Here is an 18,110-nt window from a genome sequence, read left to right on the forward strand (position 1 = left end):
TAGATACCCATGACTACACCTACTTCCGGCCAGTAACGACCTCAGTAATAAGAACGGAACGACGTTTGAGAAGAAGATCACGGAGCCCCGTAGACTCCGTGATGAGGGAATCGATCTCGACAATATCTTCAATTCATTCATGCGCCAATTCCTCTTGCACTTCAAGCAAAGGAAGAAGAATTCTGAACATTCGCAGACCCAGGACGTTCAAAGAGGGGACCGGTCCGGGTTGAACTAATATATCCAGGGTTACCAACGTAAGCGCCAAATGTAAGTAATCGGCTCCAATATGCTCCCCTGCGAAACAATAGCCATCATATTGTTATCCATACAGAATTCAGTACTGTTTACGACAAAGCGGCAGAGACGCATAGCCTACCCGATTTTAACCATCAAAACGCTACTCTTCGAGTAGTATTACGACTGTAAGCTGCGAAGCTACTTCTCTTGATATATAGTTCCTAGCGTCACGAATAATGGCATTGCCGTCCACAATTGAAAGAGATCCAACTTTGCAAAAAGGGAGCTCTTCATCTTCCAACCCCTGAAACTCATGAGGTAAGCCTGAGTCAGAGATGAATTTCCCCAAGGATCCCAAATGCACCATGTGAGTGGAAGGGCCAGAACTGACCCTCTGGAGAATTGCAGAACTGACCACACCCTTCCACTTTTCCAGCAGCTCCACATACCTGTCCAAGTCGGCCACCCAGCGCCAATCTCGACGGTCTCCCGGTCCAGGTAGCCAGCGATACGCCGCTGACTTACAATGTCAGTTTCTAGAGCCCTGTAATCACCAAGGTAACCAGCAGAAATTCGTTGCAGACTGCCAACACCATAAACTGCGCCACAGACATCATCTAGAAACTGACCCGAGAGCACATTATAAGCAATCCATCTCGTGTCAGCCCCGTTCCGTGAACGAAGCACGTGAACTTCTAAAGTCGAAAACTCCGCCTCCGTCTCGATTTTCGCGATCATTGATTGGCCATGAAAGACCGCCGGAGCAACTTTTTGTAACCAACATATCTCCTCTCCGGAATTGCACATAGCTCGCACACGACTTGTCTCATGGTTTACTTCTTGAATAATCTACAGACCCGAAAGCCCAGATACCCTCAAGTGGAAGGAATGTCAAATTTTTGCCGTCCGGGACCTCTTTAAACTCAATTGTGAGGGGATTTATTTCCGCATAATTTTTCAATCCCATCTTACGCACAGGGTGATTCATTCCTTTAACCTCCCCCGGAAGCGATCACGAATCGATTCAAGAATGGTCTCGATCTCGGCATCGTGCTCTTCTAGCGAGGGCATTGCCTCGGGCTTGTAGAACAGCCTGGTCATGGGAATCTCGTAGCCCACCTTTGTTTCGGCCATGTCCCACACCAAAGCAAGTGCAAACGGTACTACCTCACGTGCCATATGCTCATCCACGTCCTCTGCCAATGGGATTCGCTCGGTGAGCTTGGATGTCGTATAGATGACCTTGTTGCCTTTTCGGTCGACTGCTTCTGGGGCGTGCTCATCTTCAATGGCGAGTGCATTCATGATGTGGTCGATCAGACCGACACCCATCTTCAAACCGGCTGCCTTGGCTTCCTTCCGTAGGTAGGTCGGGAGATCGCTCCACGCAACACCAGTACACGAACGGATCACACCTTCATGTCCGGTGAGTGCCTGCTTGTGATCCATGGCACCAGCGACGATGTCTTCGGGGACAGCCACTGAGTAACACATGATCCGATACATGGACACATCGACAAAACCAAGTTCATCAGGCATAACCACCTTGGAATACTCCGGATCAGCCTCCTCAAAGGGACTGTAGAGGCCGAGGATGAACCCACGATCCTGGTCAGAGAATTCACGCTTTTTGTGCCCATGCCCTTGCGCATGGGCGACTCCACGCTGGTGGCGTCGATCAACTGGATCTTGCCGTTACGCTTGGGTTCTTTGTTCTTGTCCAGAATCCACACGCAGGTGGGATGCCGGTGTTCTAGAACATGTCCGTCGGTAGGGCGATGATCGCGTCTCGATGAGGTTTCCGTTGATCAGCCAGTTGCGGATCTGGTCGAGACCGGATTGTGGGGCGCCGGTAAATAGCGGTTAGCCGTTGGTGACCACACCGGCCCGGCCACCTTTGGCGGTGCCGTGTTCTTTTTCTTTGAGCTTGTGAACCACATGGCTCAGGAACAGCATCTGCCCATCAGACTCCGGGGGGAGGCCATGACTGAAACGAGAACCCTCGATCTTGGCTTCGCGTTCGAGGGCGTCCTCGGAGCATTTCCAGTCGGTACCGTAGGGTGGATTGGAAAGCACGTAGTCGTAGAGTTCACGCTCGTAGCGATCGTTGGCCAAGGTGTCACCGTCACGGATGGCGTCGGGAGATATACCCGAGACAATGAGATCGGATTTACCCAGCGCCAAGGATTCTGCCATCATCTCCTAACCGTAGACGGATACCTCGATGTTCGGGTTGAGTTCCTCCATCGCCCGCTTCGCCACCAGCAGCATACCGCCGGTGCCGCCTGCCGATCGCCCGAGCAGTCACGATGGATATAAGCCCCTGTAGATGCCAGTACCCTAGATCAGGGGTGAAAACCCCATTCTGGCGAGGAGTTTCCTAGCCTTCTTCGGGTGGAGTGACGAACGGCGGGGAGCAAGAGCCACCGGAATGAGCAGACCCTCCGTAGCGCCCGCCGAGCGGTGAACCAACGCGGTTTTCGCGCGCATCGTGGCTTTTCCCCGGATTACTCTGGCTGGGTGGGGCGTAACGTCGGCTGACTGAAGCCACTCAGAAGGGCCCGGCATTTAATCCTGATATCTGTCCGCTTTCCACCTACCTACGCAATGACTGGATAGCAAGCGAGTCCAAAGCACCGATCCGCTCAGGAGCGGAGAGCCAGTCATTGCGACGCGCTTGGATAGTCTCGATAACACTTCGATCGCTCGAAGACAAGTTGACTAAAACACCGTCTGTTCGATCGGAAGGCATGTCGCCAAGCGTCAAGAGAATGACCCGCCTCGTATTTCCCGTCGTCCGCTGCAAACTTTTGACCAGGAATGGGACATCATTCAACCGATCCGCCAAGTGAACGGCGAAGGATACGAGCCGGTGTTCCCCAGCGGCCAACCATTTTGTGAACCGTGACTCCATTTCGGTGGTCATGTGCGAAGGAAGTTGCGCTGCAGCATGAAGAGCCACAAGATCATTTTCAGATCCCACAAGATCCAAGAGGTGAGAAACCGGAATATCCCCTGCAGTACCAAGTCCCCATGCTGCGGCAGCTCGTACTTCATCGGAAGCAACCTCTACTGAATTAGCGATTTCGACAAGCGCCATCTGGGTTGCACTTGACCCGACCTCCGACAGTGCAAAGACTGCTTCCATTTGTTGGTCGGGTTTCGTCTTTGAAGATATGACCCAGCGTTTGAGGTGGTCTATAAACTTGGCGTCAAACCATGAAAGCGAGGCAAGAGCCTCAACCCGAACGCGCCAATCATTTGCGTTATCAAGGGCAACGGACAAGAGAGAGGCAGCAACTTGTTCATCGATGGTATGGAACCTGGACGCCTTGATCGCAGGAAAGCGAATGTCATCATGAGAATCGTTGATTTCACTCCGCCAGTCCCATGTTTCGCCGTTGCACTCCACTTCAGCCAAAGCAAAACTAGTAGCTACCGGGAATCCACTTTGGAATCTATCATCAACGTTGAGCGCGAAAAAGTCGACCCAATTCTTGCCGTGATTATAGGTCTGCGCCCGCCCAGAATTCGTCTTGATCCGGATCTTGCGGCCGATGCGCTCGGTCACCGTACCCCCCTCCTTTGGCACCCACATTGGCCAAGTCCGATCAAGCTCCATTCCTTGGGAGGCAGACTTTCGCTTCCCCTCCTTGGACGAAGAATAGGACGACTCTAAGGATTGCCTCGTAACGTAGACAGGTGACCCGACTGTCGGAGGGGCTGAGTTCAAGTCAACCTCAGCGAATGCGAAGACATCGTTCGGTCTCATCCCGCCGGCAAACCACTCGCGCCCGGGCACCGTGGAGTCTGAGAGCTTGACCTCGAGCTTCGTTTTTCCCTTTGACTCAAATCGTCGGCCGCAGCGAATGCAAAGAAGATCCGGAAGCCGCATTCGCTTGACCTTGACCTGCCAGATCTTGTTTGCCTTTGCGTAACGTTCGAGCTCTATGATGCAATGGCCACGCTGATCGAGATCGTGCGAAACATGGTCTGCCGCGTATACGCCCATGCTCAGAAATCGCGAGAAATCGGCGTCCTCTTTGAAGCCCATTAGACTATATCTCCTGTAACAGCGCACTTGGACTCAAACCTAGAGTCCCCGCAATTGCTGCGATATTCTTCAAGCTGACATTTCTGTGTCCTAGCTCAAGACTAGCGATGTAACTCCTGTTCAAACACGCAGCTTTCTCGAGCTCGTCCTGGGTAAAAGCCCCGTCTTGTGCGAGCCTGACGTACAGCGGGCCCAAAGCCTTCCAGGATCAGCGCATAGTCATCGTCGCTAGCTGTGTTAGACACAGGTACAGGCTATCAGCACATCTGGATGCTCGCATCTACTATGGGTAATATGGAGTGAATGGACGAAGAGCTCACTATCGGTCGCGGCGACGCTGTATACCTAGCGCATGCGTACCTCACGAAGGTCCCGGTCTCCGCCATCATCCCCTTCATCGAAAGGTACACTGAACAGGGCGACACTGTCCTTGACCCATTCGCCGGCTCCGGGATGACTGGGGTCGCTGCCATGACACTCAACAGGAATGCTGCGCTATCAGATGTTTCCGCACTTGGTCGGCATATTGGTTCCAACTATTGCTCGTTGGTTGATCCTAAAACGCTCTGCCAAGCACGAGAGCTCGTTATCGATCGAGCAAAGGCTCGGATCGGTGATATCTACGTGGTCGGCTCTGACATGGACCCTGTCATCGGGGGCACAGCGAAGTTGGTCAAGACTGTGTGGAGTTCGGTGTATCAATGTAGGCGTTGCGATAAACGCGTCAACTATTATCACGCCTTCAAAAATGCAAATTGGGTCAAGGCTGCAATGCAGTGCCCCTCTTGCGGTACTCAAATTAACGCACGCCTGGCTAAGATTGCGGAAGAGCCAGTCGTTGATTATCTTGAGAGTGCCCGGTGGAAGAGTCAACAAGAGTTCGCCCCAGTGGAGAAGCTGGACGTCTTAGACCCTCATGAATATGGACTTCAAGAGCCATCCCTAAGCATTCCTGAGGATCGCGAAATGGCAAAGGCGTCAGCACTGCGCCACAATGGCCGCCTGACCGTCAAATCGTTTTACAGCCCACGAAATTGGCTCGCGCTGTGCGCGCTGCATCATGAAATTTCGCAGATTGAAAACGATGCGGTGAGAAAGAAGCTCCTTTTCGCCTTCACCGCAATTTTGACCCGAGCGAGCAAGAGGTATCAATGGTCTCCTAAGCGACCACTGAATGCAGCCAACCAAAATTACTATGTGGCTCCAGTCTTCTATGAATGGAACGTCTTCGACCTATTTGTGCGAAAAGTGCAGGCGGCAATCAGATCGGATGCCTGGATTGTGGAGAACAATCGCGCCTACCTTGGCCTGCAGCAGATGGGCAAGGTGTCATACCAAAAGCAATCCGCAGTCAGCCTATCCATACCGGACAGCAGCGTGGACTACATCTTCACAGATCCTCCATTCGGGTCCAATTTGTTCTATTCGGACATGGCCTTGTTTCAAGAGGTTTGGCTCGATGAATTCACCGACGAAACTCAAGAGGCTGTTGTCGACCGTTCTTCTGGTGGAGCTCGAAGTGCAGAACGGTACGAACTGATGATCACCCAGGCTCTAACAGAATGCCGTCGTGTCTTGAAACGCAATGGTCGTATTTCTTTCGTATTTGGTAACTCTACTGGAACAATGTGGGCATTGATCCAACGTGCGATTAGTAATGCAGGGCTATCTATTGTTCCAAGCGAAATCGTTATACTCAATAAAGGGCAAAGATCCGTTAAGGGGCTCGCCTCGGGCTTCGAACATGTCGCAACATTGGATCTCATTCTCACTCTAGTTCCAGATGAGGACGACAGGCACGGGGTTATAGTCCCGTTTGCGGACGACATCGAGAACACGATCGATTCGATCTTGACAAATCTTTCTGGTCGGTCAGTCAATCACGTGTATCTGGAAGTGCTAAGAATAGGGATCCGCAACAGATGGGACCTGTCCAACATTGACCTGCGGTTCGTGGCAAAGAGGTTATCGGAGACTGGTTGGGGTGTCGACAGCGTGACAGGGGTACTGAAATCGCCCAGTGGTTTGTAGCATGACACCTACGTGGCAGTAGTCGGATGGGCTCCGCACGTACTCGTTCAAGCCTTATCGTCCCGATGATTGTTGTGAGCTACTCTTGCTTGAATTGCATCTTGGATATCGCAGTCCAATGCTTCGCAGATTCGCGCGAGCACTTGTGTCGTCACGCTCTGATCACGCCCATCTTGGCAATGATGGCACTAGAGAGGCCTGTTGCTTTGCATAAGTCTTGTTTTTGTCATGTCTTTATCGATGAGGGTCTTCCAAAGAGGCTTGCAACTGAGCACTGGTATCGCCATTCGGAATCTCCCTCTTCTGCAACGTCAATAATGTCTTTCAGATATCCGTAACGGCCCTTTCAGGGTCTTTGGTGAACTCAATGAGATTGCCCACGAGGTCACGGTCAACCCCGGGAACTTTGTCAGTGTTTTCCTGGATGATGATTTGCTGGTCCGCGGCTTTTCGCATCAGATAGGTGAAGAGTCCCTCGCGCATGGATCCTGCGGCTTCAACACCACCTTGGTCGATACCCTTCAGCGGGGAGTCAATGATCAGAACTCCCGGGTAGTGCGGTGAGCGCCGTTCTCGTAGATACCTGTGGAAAGCCAGCATGAGTACTGTGTTGAAGTAGGCGGAATAGCCCTTGCCTTGCTCATCTTTCTTTGGGTAACCGGCAACCTCGATGTCCACGGTGTCTTTATCGAAGAAGACTCTGTCCATTCCCATGAAGTGCGCCGTTTGCAGAATGTCGGTCATGATCTTGCGCATGCTGTAGAAGAAGTCCGGTTCGAACAGGTCGAGCGGTTTGAACCTCTCAGTGCCTCTACGGGAGCTTCGATCTCATCCAGGTCAGCTTCGAAGCGATCCCGCTGTTCCAACATCTGCGCGTGAAGAACTTGAGCCTCTTGGGCCGCATTCAAGTCTGAGAGCGTTTGCTCGAGCTGAAACCGAGCTGTCTCAATTTTGCCGCTTTAGCTGATCATGAAGAGACACGCTGTTGCTGCAAATCAGCGCGTCGACTTCGGAACTCACCAAGCGCCTGATGAAGCTGCTCTTGGTTTCCAAGCACACCTTGAGCCATCTGTGCGATGCGCTCGCGGGCTTGGCTGAGAGCCAGGGTGTCAACATCGTCATCAATATCGACGTCGTAGTGATTTCTATAGAAAGCGCAGGTGTGCTCCTCAGATTCTGCGATATACTGCTCTGCTGCCTGAATCTGGAACTCGAGTCGATCCAAGTCAGCTTGATGCTGAGTGACCAGTTTGCCACGCTGCGCGGCGAGAACTTTCAACTCGAGGAGTTGCTGATCTACCCCATTGAGATGCTGTGTGACCAAAGCATCCTCAGCCAGAATCCGTTCACGTGCTGACATGATCTCGTTGAACTCAGAGCGCAGTTTGGCTGCGAAGGCCTCGAGCGTATATCCCTGCTGTGCAGCCTGCTCAAGAATCGGTTGTGCTTGTTGAATACACACTTCAATATGATCGAGTTTGCTACAGATGAAGCGTTCGACTGCACGCCTACAGGCACTGCGTTGGGCGGAGGTTTCGTGATCCTCGAATTCGTCCAAATTCGTATCTTGGATAAGTACCAGCAAGGTGCTCAGCGCCGCCGCCTTTGTGAAATCGGAGAAACTCCGAGGCAGCAGCATCGATGGCTCCTCACGATAAATCTGGTGTTCGTTCACCAAGATGAGGTGGTCGAGTTAATTCCAGTTCAAAGGCTGTTTTTGGAATGCATTGTTCTTGATGAGTTGCCGTGACGGATCGATCCCGAGCAGCGTCATCATCACGTTGTTGATCGGGCGCTTTGAATCTCAGCTCAGATGGTAGGTGGCGCTCTCGATTCGAGGGTCGGTGGACTCAATCTCGATTTACATACCACGTTCAGAGTCCCGACGGAATGTGACTTCACCCTGCGGAGTCATGATCGTGACGTGAGCACGCGTGTACTTTGTCTTTCGAGTAAACGGAAGGCTCTCGTTGTCGCCGAACACCCATCTGATGGTTTTGAAGACCCTTATCTTGCCGGTATTGAAGGGCCCGAGGACAGTGTTCAACCCCGGCTGGAAATCGACGGTTAAGATTGTGCTGTCGTCTCGGGTGCCTGCGACTTGCTTGATCCAGAATTTGGGAGTCATTGCGCTGCCCCTTGTGTTGTGCGCTGGACAATCTCACTGGATAAGACGCTGCTCGATAAGCATCTTGACTGCGATCCGATACTCATCCGCAAACCCTCATCGAGCAGGGTTGGCTGATCGACTGCAGGCTTGGCGGCAGTGAACGATGTTGCCTTTTATTCGATAGTGCGTACCCCAACCGGACGATCTGTTTGAGTCCTGCTTCGACTCTTGCGCGGCGTGCTCCGTACTCAGCGAGTGTGAACTCGTTGTCGCCGTGAAGGTTCCGGTTCCTGTATCCAAAGAACTGCATGTACGTAGCAACCAGATCGGTCGCTGTGATCTCATCTAGGCTCGCTGGTAGGTTGATGATGGGAAGCGCCATGAGCAAACGTGCCGATGTCTCTGAGGAGCTGTTGAACAAGCGTGCGTTCATTCTTCCTCCACCCACATCATGCGGCCCTCGTTGATCAAGACGTGGCATATGCCCTTGCGATGCTTTTTGTATCAACGTCGGGAATTGGGTGATTACTGACGCCGTCAACTGTGTTCGGATAGATGCGGCGAGCGTGGCTCGCATGCGCTTAAAGCCATCCGGATGATCATCGCGGCAGGTGTCAATCACCCCGTCGTAAAGATCGTCCTTGAGGTGTTCGAAGACCTCCTGGTCTTCGAGAACGTCGCGAAGATTACGACTGAGTCCTTGCGTGTCCCAGAAGTAGCCGCACTGCTCTTGGTACTCGTGTTTATGACGCTCGGGAAGATCCACGACCTGTTAGAGACCGTGGAGTCCAGGGCACCTCCAAACTGCTCGAGTTGCTCAAGGACCCGCGTCTACGGTTCGGGACGGATGAATACGACCTCGTCACCGCCACGGCATCCTCGACAACGTCGGTAAACCAATCGTCAGTGAGGACGGCAACTTCCAACTGACCGAGGACACTGACCTCGCCGAATTCCTGCTACTGCGAGAACAGTTGCTGGACTCGGTCGCCGAGGTAGACGGCTCCACTTACGCCACCCACCTCACCGATATCGCACAGTTGCTGGCCGACTACGACGAACCACTAGCCGGTGAGCGGGCCGAGGCATACAACATGCTCTTCGACGCTGTTGAGGAAGCACAGCAGCAGACCACGCCAGAGGGCGTTGACACCCATGACTGAACCGCAGCCAGATGAGGAGGTGGTGATTCACCCGATCGAACCGGCCCAGGCAGACCTGGTGCCAATCACACCAGCCGACGACCTCCCAGACGACCTTGAGCTTGAGGAAGTCGGTCCCTCGAACGGCGGTCTGGGTCTGACTGATCCGATTCTGGAATTCCTCACCGACCCCAAACTGTAAACCAATCCATCTGGCTCACCCCGAAAGACCGTGCCCGACCAACTGGGTGCGGGCTTCGTCGTGTGCCCAACTCTTGGGAAAGGAGCAACCCTTATGTCAATCAAAACTATCTGGGCCACGATCCAAACCGGCCTCGGCCTGGCCGGACTCGAAGCCGCGATCGGCTGATTCCTGGGCGGACTCGACGGCCTGATCTACGCCCTGATCGCATTCGTCATCATCGACTACATCACCGGCGTCCTCGCCGCCATTGCTGAACACCGGGTGTCGTCGGCGAGCAGATTCAAAGGGATCAGCCGAAAGATCGTGATCCTCGCACTCATCGGCCTCACCCACCTGCTCGACATCCACGTCATCGGTCCCCGGCGTGCTACGCACGGCCACGGTCGTGTTCTACCTGTCCAACGAAGGCATCTCCCTACTGGAAAACGCCACCCGCCTCGGCCTTCCCGTAACCGCCCAGATCCGCCGGGCGCTGGATCTTATTACCCGTGACGTCGAGGGAAAACCCGACCTGGAACACCACCCCAACCACACCAGATGTAGAGAAGGAGAACCACTGATGGAGAACTGTAACACGCTTGAAGCCGACGAGAACCGGCTGATGAGCAAGCACTACGCCGCCCGGCTCGGCTCACGAAAGATCAATAAGGTCATCATCCACCACAACGCAGGCAACCTCACCATCAAGAGGATCTCTGGGAGATGCGGCAAACGAGGGCTGCTTCCGCCCACTACCAAGTCAATAGCAATGGCCGGATTGGTCAGCTCGTGTGAGACCGCGACGCTGCCTGGCATGCGGGCATCTGGGACGCCAAAACCACCTCCATTGGTATCGAGCAAGCAGATATTTCCTCCAAGCCCCGGTGCATCTCCGATAAGTGTCTGGAGGAAGGCGCGCACCTGGTCGCCACGATCTGCAAGTACTACAAGCACGGACGCCCGGTGTGGGGGAAGAACGTGTTCGGCCACAGTCACTTCTCGGCTACCGAATGCCCAGCCTCCCTGTCCGGCTCCCAACACGCCGTGTACACGGCCCGCGCCCAGTACTGGTACGACCAGATGACCGGCAGCAAGCCCGCACCGGCACCGAAGCCCGCGCCCAAGCCCGCCACACCCACCGGCAGCATTGACGCCCTGGCCAACGCGGTGATCCGTGACGAGTACGGCAACGGAGAGGAGCGCAAGCGCCGCCTAGATACTCAGTACGCCGCCATCCAAAAGCGCGTCAATGAGAAACTCGCAGGCAAAACCGCTGCAAAGCCTGCCGTGAACATCGACGCCCTCGCCGACGCCATCATCCGAGGCGACTACGGTACGGTGAAGAGCGTAAGCGCAGGCTCGGCTCCAACTACGCCGCAGTGCAGGCGCGCGTAAATCAGAAACTCGGCATCCGATAACCCAGGCGCATCTGGTGCTGACCCTTAGCCCCGCTGCTACCCAAGTTGTGGGTGGTGGCGAGCCCTTTTCTGCGTTTACGGGCCGGTTCACTATCACAGGTGTTCGAACAGGTCGATCACCGAGTGCACGCCACAGTTCGGGCAGATAAATGCCACGCGGATTCCTTAGGGATGCAGTCCGAGCCGCATTCTGAGCAGGTGCGATACGACTGGTCGCCAAGAAACCGTGGTACATTCGCGTCTTCGTTCGTCATGGTCACCTGCACCCGGATTGGCGGTTCAGAAAGCCGGTCTGGACTTTTCGCAAGGGAAGAGCGCAACAGCCATCCCATGACTCTTCACCGCATTGTGAATAGAGCATCAGAGTATCTGTCCCGACCGTTTCCTTGCATGATTTCTGGCCTCGGTTGCTGGGTGGAAGCGGGGAGACTTTGGCGTTTGTTGTCCGGTGACGGGCACTGTCAACGGCGTATGGGCGACCACGTTTCGCCCACTTGTGAGGAGCACCTTTGCGATGGCTCTGAACCAGACTGATCGCCGCCGTATCCAGACGATGCGCGCTGCCGGGGTTGCGTACTCCCTATCGCCGCGCACCTGGAGCTGAACGTCAACAGCGTCAAGACCTACTGTCTTCGACACAACATCACCGTCGATCCTGACGTTGAGCAGGTCAAGGCGCCCGTAGGGGTGTAGTGTTTGCACTGCTGCGGGCGGGATCGAAGTTTTGCTCAGCACCCTGTCGCCGGGCGTGGTGGTCCACCCACCGCACCGTTACCCAGGAGCTGGTGTGCGCGATCTGCCGCCAACAGGTCACGGTGGCTCGCACCGGCACAGCCAAGCGTAAGTACTGCTGCCATCCGTGCTTTATCCAGCACCGCTTCAAAACCCGTAGCGGCAAACGATGAGCCTGCCAGTCGAGCTGCAAGCCCATCACCAACTCGAGGATGCCAAAACCCTCCTCGAGCGCGGCATCCTCACCCCACGTGAAGCCATCACTGTGTGCGACCGTCTGGAACAGCCAGATGCGCCACTTGCCGGGCTGCAAAGAGCCTGTTTCGTTGACTATCTACAGGGTTTGAGTGATGTATGGACACAACCCGAAAACCCGTTCTGACTAGGAGAAACACCGTGAAGAGAATGGAGCAAATCACCCCACCACCGAACAGTACTTCTCAGGTTGTGAATATGGCAGCCTATGCCCGGATCAGTACAAAAACCGAGCGCACACCGCTGAGCCTGTCGGCCCAAGTCTCGCACTACCAGCAGCTCATCTGCGGCGCTCTCGGTTGGCGGTTCGCAGGGGTCTTCGCCGACTCCGGCATCTCTGGAACCACGACAAGCCGTCCCCAGTTCCAAGAACTCCTTGCACTGGTGCAGGCAGGCAAAATTGACCTGATCTTGACCAAGTCGATCTCCAGCTTCGCCCGCAACACCGTTGACCTGCTCGCAACCGTCCGCGAGCTCAAAGACCCCGGCGTGGAGGTGCGGTTCGAAAAGGAGAGGATCTCCTCAACCAGCGCCGACGGGGAACTGATGCGCGCATGCTGGGCCGAAGCCCGCCGCCTCGGGCTGGATAACCCGCGCCAGGCACCGACCCCACCCGAAGCGTTAGCCAAATACGGGGCCGTGGCCGCTGCCGAAGCCGAACGCCTGCGCGTGGAGCGAGGCGAACGCTAAATGCCCCGCACAGTCACCGTGATCCCCGCCACCCGTACTCTGCCACCGGCACCCCGCTCGGGCAAACCAGCGTACGCAGGGTTGCCGGGTATGCGCGCGTGTCCACCGACCACCACGACCAAGTAACCTCCCACGAAGCCCAGGTCGACTACTACACCCGCTACATCAGCGACCACGCGGGCTGGCAACTGGTCAAGGTCTACACCGACGAAGGCATCACCGGCATCTCAACCAAACACCGTGCAGGTTTCCAGCAGATGGTCGCTGACGTGCTCGACGGGCAGATCGACCTGATCATAATCAAGAGCGTCTCCCGGTTTGCACACAACACCGTCGACTCACTCACCACAGTGCAGGCACTCAAAGACAAAGGTGTGGAGGTCTACTTCGAAAAGGAAGGGATCTGGGCCTTCGACGCCAAAGGCGAACTGCTCATCACCATCATGAGTTCGCTGGCCCAGAAAGAAGCCCAATCCATCTCCGAGAACGTCACCTGGGGCCACCCTAAACGCTTCGCCGACGGCAAAGTCACCGTCCCGTACTCCCGGTTCCTTGGCTACGACAAAGGCGAGGACGGCAACCTCGTCATCAACTCTGAGCAAGCCAAGCTGGTGCGCCACATCTACAACATGTACTTAGGTGGCATGTCCATCGGCGCAATCCCCCACACCCTCACCAATGAACCGGACACGTTCACCGCCTCTAAGAACAAGACCTGGCACTACCAATCGGTGCGCTCGATCCTCACCAACGAGAAATGCAAAGGCGACGCTCTCCTGCAAAAGTCCTATGTTGCTGACTTCCTGACAAAGAAGCAGGCCATCAACCAAAGCGAGGTGTCCCAGTACTACGTCACCGCCAGCCACGAAGCAATCATCAGCCCCGCAGTGTGGGACATCGTTCAAGCAGAACTGGCCAAAGGTGCCGCGAATCAGCGAACCCAACACCGCACCAGACCCTTCTCATCCACCCTAATTTGTGGCCAGTGCGGGCACTTCTTCGGTTCAAAAACCGAGCATGCGGGCAGCAAATACGAAAAGGTCATCTAGCGGTGTGGTCACAAATACAGGGGCGAGACCAAGTGCGCCAACGGGCACATCGAAGACAAGCGACTCAAAAACATGTTCTTGGAGGCCATCCGTCTCCGCTTCCGCTCACTAGCCGATACCACCGTCAACCACGCCGTGCTCGACGCACTCGACATCAGCAATCTCGAAGTCGAAGTCGAAGCTATCGGACTGATCCCCCAGATCGACCAAGTAGCGAAGAAACTCGAATCACTGATCGACCGCAACGCACGCGTCGCCCAAGGCCAACAGGCATACGAGAAGACATTCATCGCCGCCCACCAACAGCATCCAACCCTCTTGGCTGAGCACGCTGCCGTGATCGCCGAGATCCAAAACAAACACAACAGGCTCGCCGTCTACCGCTACTACCAGCAGGAAACCGCCGAACTCGACGTCGACCAGATGATCTTCAGCCCCTACCTCTGCGTCACCCTGCTCGACAAAGGCACCGTCAGCACCGACGGCAAAGTGACCTTCCAATTCCGCAACGGGAGCACCCAAGCAATCACCATCAAGCCGTAGAGCACCCGGTAGGTTTGCGCAGTTCCCAAGCGCGCCATGATCCACACCGAGAGCGGGCAGTCAATTAGAGTTAGGGCATGAGCTTCATTGCGACAGCGTTACGCGTACTGGTTGCTTCACCATCTGACGTTCCTGATGTTCGTGACGCCGTTGAAAGTGCGATTCACTCGTGAAACAGCCGCCATGCCGCAACCAGGAATATCGTGTTGATCCCCTGGCGTTGGGAGAGTAACTCCGTACCTCTGCTCTGAAATCATCCACAGTCAATCATCAATGAATAAGGTGTAGACGGAGCCGATATCGTCGTCGCGCTATTCGGCAGTCGTCTCGGCTCGCCTACTCGCGAAGCAGTTTCAGGCACTGTTGAAGAGATCGAGCGAGCAGTAAACAGCGGAAAACCGGCGCATCTTTATTTCTCGACGGCGCCGCTACCGCACGATGTAGATGTCTGTCAACTTGAAGGACTTCGTCAATTTCGGCAGGAAATCAGCGAGCGAGGTCTGCTCGGGGAGTTTGATGATGCACGCCAGCTTGAAAGCCAAATCTGGGCTGCCATCGAGCTTGACCTAGCCAGCATGGATATTCCCACGGCGGCAAGGCAAGAAACTCCAGTTGATGTTAGGTTCCGAGTCGCCTCCAAAAGCGAGCGGCTGCAAACAGGCATCGACAAGTCCGGCAAGGTGAAGTATGAAACCAAGCGCTGGTACGAAGTCACCAATACTGGTGATCTCGCTGCTGAGTCGGTGACCTTCGAAGGCCAAGCCACATCGGACTTATGAGACTCCTTGTGGATGATCAGCCGATCACGCTTGAACCTGGGGTCATCTGGAAAGTGCCAGTCGTCTATTCTATGGGCACCGCAGGCACAAAGCTAACCGTTCACTGGGTCAAGGATAACGAGAATCAGTCGAAGACTTTCGACGTCCAATAATGCGTAGGGTTCTGCGAGTGCACCAGTCACGCCGCTAAAACGTGGTTCGCGCGCGTTTGTATCCGTCGGGACATGAAAGTTTCGTAGACCGTACGCGCAGGTGCCTGGCCGTAGAGGCCATCATCATCGCTCGCCAGCAGAACATCGACCATCATGCGGATGGCATCGCGTGGGGTATAGAATTCACCGGCGACCTGCCTGTTCTCGCTGAAGGAGCGGTACATGAGGTTCTCAAAGAGATTGCCCATGGCATTCTCGCCGAGCGCCTCATCGGAGAGATCAATGACCGCGAAGTGTTTGACCACACCCCATAGGACGTTGTTCTCCTCGGCTTAGTCAAGAACTCGGGGAACTTAAAGGTGGTCCAGACACTGCGGACATTATCTGAGAAGGAATCGAGGTAGGTGAGCATGCCTTGCTTGACATGATCATCACTACCGCCGATGACTGCCAGTGACAGCTCCGAGGTGTTGTAGAAGGACAGGCCATGGTCCGAGCGGATCAGAGCTGACCACATGCTTTCCGGAAATGTGGTGTGTTTGATCGTTCGGAGTACATCCGCTTTGGTTTGGGTCCAGCAGGCACTCGATCCGGCGCAGTACGGTGAAGGGGAGAATGTAATCACCGTAGTTCTGGCGGGGCACGACACCTCAGAGATAAGTGTCTGCCGTCTGCCAGACAGCCTGGTAGAGCGAGTTTGATGAAGCCATGATGATCCTGCTTCCTGTTCTTTTATCCTGGCGGAAATAGTTACTTGGATTAATCAAGCCGCATTCCCGGACAAAGTTGCGACGAACTCGAAAAAATGTGCGATGGCCGGAAACTCTGACGGCCTTCTTGGCACCACGCAGGTCGGATTCGCTCCGATGAAATCTCCATCACGGGGGACGAAGATTGGTGGCGTGCTGGCTTCGGACTAGCTCTCCCCGCACGCAGCCGGTGTTCTTAATTCTCTTGCAGTCATCGGCGTGCACTCTGGGTGTCCGATCACACACCAGAACCGGAACGATGCGCCGATTCCAAGTGACGTGGTGCGCGAGAAAACAAGCCGAGCTACGTACTTCGGCTTAATAGCTGTAGGGCCCGAGCAGTAACTCGGGCCCTACAGCAGTGAACCTCAATCCGACCTCGATTTAAAGGTGCGGTCCGCTCCCCTACCTACCTAATCGAGGCGGATAGGTAGCGCCGCCCGAGGCATCCGGGTTGCACCCGATGAGGGGAGGTCAGCACTCGTCCGGGAATACGGGAGCGATCAGAGCATCTTCCACTCTTCGAGGCCCTCGTACAGCGGGTAGGACTCGGCGAGCTTCGCGGTGCGGGCACGCAGCGCGTCGACATCGGCGTTCTTTCCGTTCGCCAGGGCGGTGCCGATGATGTCGGCAACCTCGGTGAACGCGGCGTCGTCGAAGCCACGGGTGGCGAGCGCGGGGGTGCCGATCCGCAGGCCGGAGGTGACCATCGGCGGGCGCGGGTCGAAGGGCACGGCGTTGCGGTTGACGGTGATGCCGACCTGGTGCAGCAGGTCCTCGGCTTCCTGGCCATTGAGTTCACTGTTGCGGAGGTCCGCGAGCACGAGGTGGACGTCGGTGCCGCCGGTGAGGACGTCGACGCCGGCCGCGGTGCAGTCGGAGCCGGTGAGGCGCTCAGCGAGGATACGGGCACCATCGAGGGTGCGCTGCTGGCGGGCTGCGAACTCCTCGGAGCCGGCGATCTTCATGGCGACGGCCTTCGCGGCGACAACGTGCATGAGCGGTCCGCCCTGCTGTCCGGGGAACACGGAGGAGTTGAGCTTCTTGGCCCACTCCTGCTTCGCCAGGATCATGCCGGAACGGGGGCCGCCCAGGGTCTTGTGGACGGTGGTGGACACGACATCGGCGTGCGGGACCGGGGAGGGGTGCACGCCACCGGCGACGAGACCGGCGAAGTGGGCCATGTCGACCCAGAGTTTCGCGCCGACCTCATCCGCGATGGACCGGAACGCGGCGAAGTCCTGGTGCCGCGGGTAGGCGGACCAGCCGGCGATGAGGACCTGCGGCTTCTCCTTGATGGCCTGCTCGCGGACGCGGTCCATGTCGATGCGGAACGTGTCCTCTTCAACGCCGTAGGCGGCGACCTCGTAGAGCTTGCCGGAGAAGTTGAGCTTCATGCCGTGGGTGAGATGCCCACCGTGGGCCAGCGAGAGGCCCATGATCTTGTCGCCTGGGTTGGCCAGGGCCATGAGGACCGCGGCGTTCGCCTGCGCACCGGAGTGCGGCTGGACGTTCGCGAATTCCGCCCCGAAAACCTCTTTGGCGCGATCGCGGGCGAGTTCCTCGACGACGTCGACGTGCTCGCAGCCGCCGTAGTACCGGCGTCCGGGGTAGCCTTCCGCATACTTGTTCGTCAGGACGGAGCCCTGCGCCTGCAGTACTCCGCGTGGGACGAAGTTCTCGGATGCGATCATCTCGAGGGTGTCCCGCTGACGCGCGAGTTCATCGCGGAGAACCTGTTCGACGGCGGGGTCGAGTTCAGCCAGCGGAAGCCATCGTGAATCGGTGGTCGGGGTGGAGCTGGATTCGGTCATGTGTGCCCGGTTTCCCTTCGTGTCAGCACCTCCCGGGACAAGACCACGCCCCGGGATATTCAAATGCCACGCCAGTCTATCCCGCACGGCGGGGAATGTGGACAGAGAGGTCTGCTCACGGGCACACCCGGCCCCCGTGTCGGGGTGTTCATCGGTGTTGTGCACAAT

Annotated in this window: 18 protein-coding genes and 4 pseudogenes; 9 read left to right on the plus strand and 13 right to left on the minus strand. The window is 56.0% G+C overall.

The features are described 5' to 3' along the window. Positions 1–400 precede the first annotated feature (400 nt). From QWU44_RS08235 to QWU44_RS08260, 6 genes are all read right to left on the minus strand, one after another. Entirely contained in the window at positions 401–706 is a 306-nt protein-coding gene (locus QWU44_RS08235; protein ID WP_370915198.1) for a hypothetical protein, read from the minus strand. A 518-nt stretch (positions 707–1,224) separates the two neighbouring features. Then, positions 1,225–1,779: a hypothetical protein gene (locus QWU44_RS08240; RefSeq protein WP_370915199.1), complete on the minus strand. Its 555-nt coding sequence runs from the start codon at positions 1,777–1,779 to the stop codon at positions 1,225–1,227. Positions 1,780–2,103: 324 nt separating this feature from the next. Beyond that, entirely contained in the window at positions 2,104–2,439 is a 336-nt protein-coding gene (locus tag QWU44_RS08245) for a class I SAM-dependent DNA methyltransferase (RefSeq protein WP_370915200.1), read from the minus strand. Between the two features lie 141 nt (positions 2,440–2,580). Next, positions 2,581–2,730, minus strand: a complete 150-nt coding sequence (locus tag QWU44_RS08250) for a hypothetical protein (protein WP_370915201.1) — start codon at positions 2,728–2,730, stop codon at positions 2,581–2,583. Between the two features lie 106 nt (positions 2,731–2,836). After that, a complete protein-coding gene (locus QWU44_RS08255) occupies positions 2,837–3,811 on the minus strand; it encodes a HEAT repeat domain-containing protein (RefSeq protein ID WP_370915202.1) in 975 nt (324 codons plus the stop codon). Between the two features lie 487 nt (positions 3,812–4,298). Further along, the gene (locus QWU44_RS08260) at positions 4,299–4,490 is read right to left on the minus strand and encodes a helix-turn-helix domain-containing protein (RefSeq protein WP_370915203.1); all 192 of its coding nucleotides are present in this window, start codon (positions 4,488–4,490) and stop codon (positions 4,299–4,301) included. A 107-nt stretch (positions 4,491–4,597) separates the two neighbouring features. On the opposite strand from QWU44_RS08260, the gene QWU44_RS08265 reads away from it, so the two are divergent. Further along, the gene (locus tag QWU44_RS08265) at positions 4,598–6,325 is read left to right on the plus strand and encodes a DNA methyltransferase (RefSeq protein ID WP_370915204.1); all 1,728 of its coding nucleotides are present in this window, start codon (positions 4,598–4,600) and stop codon (positions 6,323–6,325) included. 47 nt (positions 6,326–6,372) lie between these two features. On the opposite strand, the gene QWU44_RS08270 is transcribed toward QWU44_RS08265, so the two are convergent. The 4 genes from QWU44_RS08270 to QWU44_RS08285 all read right to left on the minus strand — a co-directional run bounded on the left by QWU44_RS08270 (position 6,373) and on the right by QWU44_RS08285 (position 9,201). Next, on the minus strand, positions 6,373–6,480 hold the full coding sequence (locus QWU44_RS08270) for a helix-turn-helix domain-containing protein (protein WP_370915205.1): 108 nt from the start codon (positions 6,478–6,480) through the stop codon (positions 6,373–6,375). Positions 6,481–6,649: 169 nt separating this feature from the next. Then, positions 6,650–7,081 carry a hypothetical protein gene (locus QWU44_RS08275; RefSeq protein WP_370915206.1) on the minus strand — a complete coding sequence of 144 codons (432 nt, stop codon included), beginning with the start codon at positions 7,079–7,081 and terminating at the stop codon, positions 6,650–6,652. A gap of 211 nt (positions 7,082–7,292) precedes the next feature. Continuing rightward, the gene (locus QWU44_RS08280) at positions 7,293–7,964 is read right to left on the minus strand and encodes a hypothetical protein (RefSeq protein ID WP_370915207.1); all 672 of its coding nucleotides are present in this window, start codon (positions 7,962–7,964) and stop codon (positions 7,293–7,295) included. A gap of 571 nt (positions 7,965–8,535) precedes the next feature. Next, entirely contained in the window at positions 8,536–9,201 is a 666-nt protein-coding gene (locus tag QWU44_RS08285) for an ABC-three component system protein (protein ID WP_370915208.1), read from the minus strand. A 208-nt stretch (positions 9,202–9,409) separates the two neighbouring features. Between QWU44_RS08285 and QWU44_RS08290 the strand changes: the two genes are divergently transcribed. The 3 genes and pseudogenes from QWU44_RS08290 to QWU44_RS08300 all read left to right on the plus strand — a co-directional run. Next, a complete protein-coding gene (locus QWU44_RS08290; protein WP_370915209.1) occupies positions 9,410–9,598 on the plus strand; it encodes a hypothetical protein in 189 nt (62 codons plus the stop codon). Continuing rightward, positions 9,591–9,779 (plus strand): hypothetical protein, encoded by a 189-nt coding sequence (locus QWU44_RS08295; RefSeq protein WP_370915210.1) that lies wholly within the window; start codon positions 9,591–9,593, stop codon positions 9,777–9,779. Before QWU44_RS08290 ends, QWU44_RS08295 begins: the two co-directional genes overlap by 8 nt. Positions 9,780–9,872: 93 nt before the next feature. Then, positions 9,873–10,317 (plus strand): annotated as a pseudogene (locus QWU44_RS08300) (holin family protein); the annotation flags it as partial. A gap of 77 nt (positions 10,318–10,394) precedes the next feature. Here QWU44_RS08300 and QWU44_RS08305 read toward each other — a convergent pair. After that, positions 10,395–10,715 carry a hypothetical protein gene (locus QWU44_RS08305; protein WP_370915372.1) on the minus strand — a complete coding sequence of 107 codons (321 nt, stop codon included), beginning with the start codon at positions 10,713–10,715 and terminating at the stop codon, positions 10,395–10,397. Here QWU44_RS08305 and QWU44_RS08310 point away from each other — a divergent pair. The 5 genes and pseudogenes from QWU44_RS08310 to QWU44_RS08330 form a co-directional block, all read left to right on the plus strand. After that, positions 10,614–10,970, plus strand: a pseudogene (locus QWU44_RS08310) (N-acetylmuramoyl-L-alanine amidase); the annotation flags it as partial. The gene QWU44_RS08305 and the pseudogene QWU44_RS08310 sit on opposite strands and share 102 nt — an antisense overlap. A gap of 158 nt (positions 10,971–11,128) precedes the next feature. Further along, positions 11,129–11,179, plus strand: a pseudogene (locus QWU44_RS08315) (hypothetical protein); the annotation flags it as partial. 1,086 nt (positions 11,180–12,265) lie between these two features. Further along, a complete protein-coding gene (locus QWU44_RS08320; protein ID WP_370915211.1) occupies positions 12,266–12,856 on the plus strand; it encodes a recombinase family protein in 591 nt (196 codons plus the stop codon). Then, positions 12,857–14,448 (plus strand): annotated as a pseudogene (locus QWU44_RS08325) (recombinase family protein). A 575-nt stretch (positions 14,449–15,023) separates the two neighbouring features. Further along, a complete protein-coding gene (locus QWU44_RS08330) occupies positions 15,024–15,227 on the plus strand; it encodes a hypothetical protein (RefSeq protein WP_370915212.1) in 204 nt (67 codons plus the stop codon). Between the two features lie 178 nt (positions 15,228–15,405). On the opposite strand, the gene QWU44_RS08335 is transcribed toward QWU44_RS08330, so the two are convergent. Both QWU44_RS08335 and glyA read right to left on the minus strand, forming a co-directional pair. Continuing rightward, on the minus strand, positions 15,406–15,684 hold the full coding sequence (locus tag QWU44_RS08335; RefSeq protein WP_370915213.1) for an N-6 DNA methylase: 279 nt from the start codon (positions 15,682–15,684) through the stop codon (positions 15,406–15,408). A 947-nt stretch (positions 15,685–16,631) separates the two neighbouring features. Continuing rightward, positions 16,632–17,942 (minus strand): serine hydroxymethyltransferase, encoded by a 1,311-nt coding sequence (gene glyA, locus QWU44_RS08340; protein ID WP_370915214.1) that lies wholly within the window; start codon positions 17,940–17,942, stop codon positions 16,632–16,634. Positions 17,943–18,110: the final 168 nt, after the last annotated feature.

This window comes from Corynebacterium sp. CCM 9203 (assembly GCF_041357675.1).
Classification (GTDB): Bacteria; Actinomycetota; Actinomycetes; order Mycobacteriales; family Mycobacteriaceae; genus Corynebacterium.

What these genes read in the sequence shown, in the direction of transcription:
- QWU44_RS08240 (WP_370915199.1), bottom strand. Translation starts at nt 1,779, where the DNA reads ATGCCTGATGAACTTGGTTTTGTCGATGTGTCCATGTATCGGATCATG.
- QWU44_RS08245 (WP_370915200.1), bottom strand. Translation starts at nt 2,439, where the DNA reads ATGATGGCAGAATCCTTGGCGCTGGGTAAATCCGATCTCATTGTCTCG.
- QWU44_RS08250 (WP_370915201.1), bottom strand. Translation starts at nt 2,730, where the DNA reads ATGCGCGCGAAAACCGCGTTGGTTCACCGCTCGGCGGGCGCTACGGAG.
- QWU44_RS08265 (WP_370915204.1), top strand. Translation starts at nt 4,598, where the DNA reads ATGGACGAAGAGCTCACTATCGGTCGCGGCGACGCTGTATACCTAGCG.
- QWU44_RS08275 (WP_370915206.1), bottom strand. Translation starts at nt 7,081, where the DNA reads ATGCGCAAGATCATGACCGACATTCTGCAAACGGCGCACTTCATGGGA.
- QWU44_RS08280 (WP_370915207.1), bottom strand. Translation starts at nt 7,964, where the DNA reads ATGCTGCTGCCTCGGAGTTTCTCCGATTTCACAAAGGCGGCGGCGCTG.
- QWU44_RS08295 (WP_370915210.1), top strand. Translation starts at nt 9,591, where the DNA reads ATGACTGAACCGCAGCCAGATGAGGAGGTGGTGATTCACCCGATCGAA.
- QWU44_RS08320 (WP_370915211.1), top strand. Translation starts at nt 12,266, where the DNA reads ATGGACACAACCCGAAAACCCGTTCTGACTAGGAGAAACACCGTGAAG.
- QWU44_RS08330 (WP_370915212.1), top strand. Translation starts at nt 15,024, where the DNA reads ATGGATATTCCCACGGCGGCAAGGCAAGAAACTCCAGTTGATGTTAGG.
- glyA (WP_370915214.1), bottom strand. Translation starts at nt 17,942, where the DNA reads ATGACCGAATCCAGCTCCACCCCGACCACCGATTCACGATGGCTTCCG.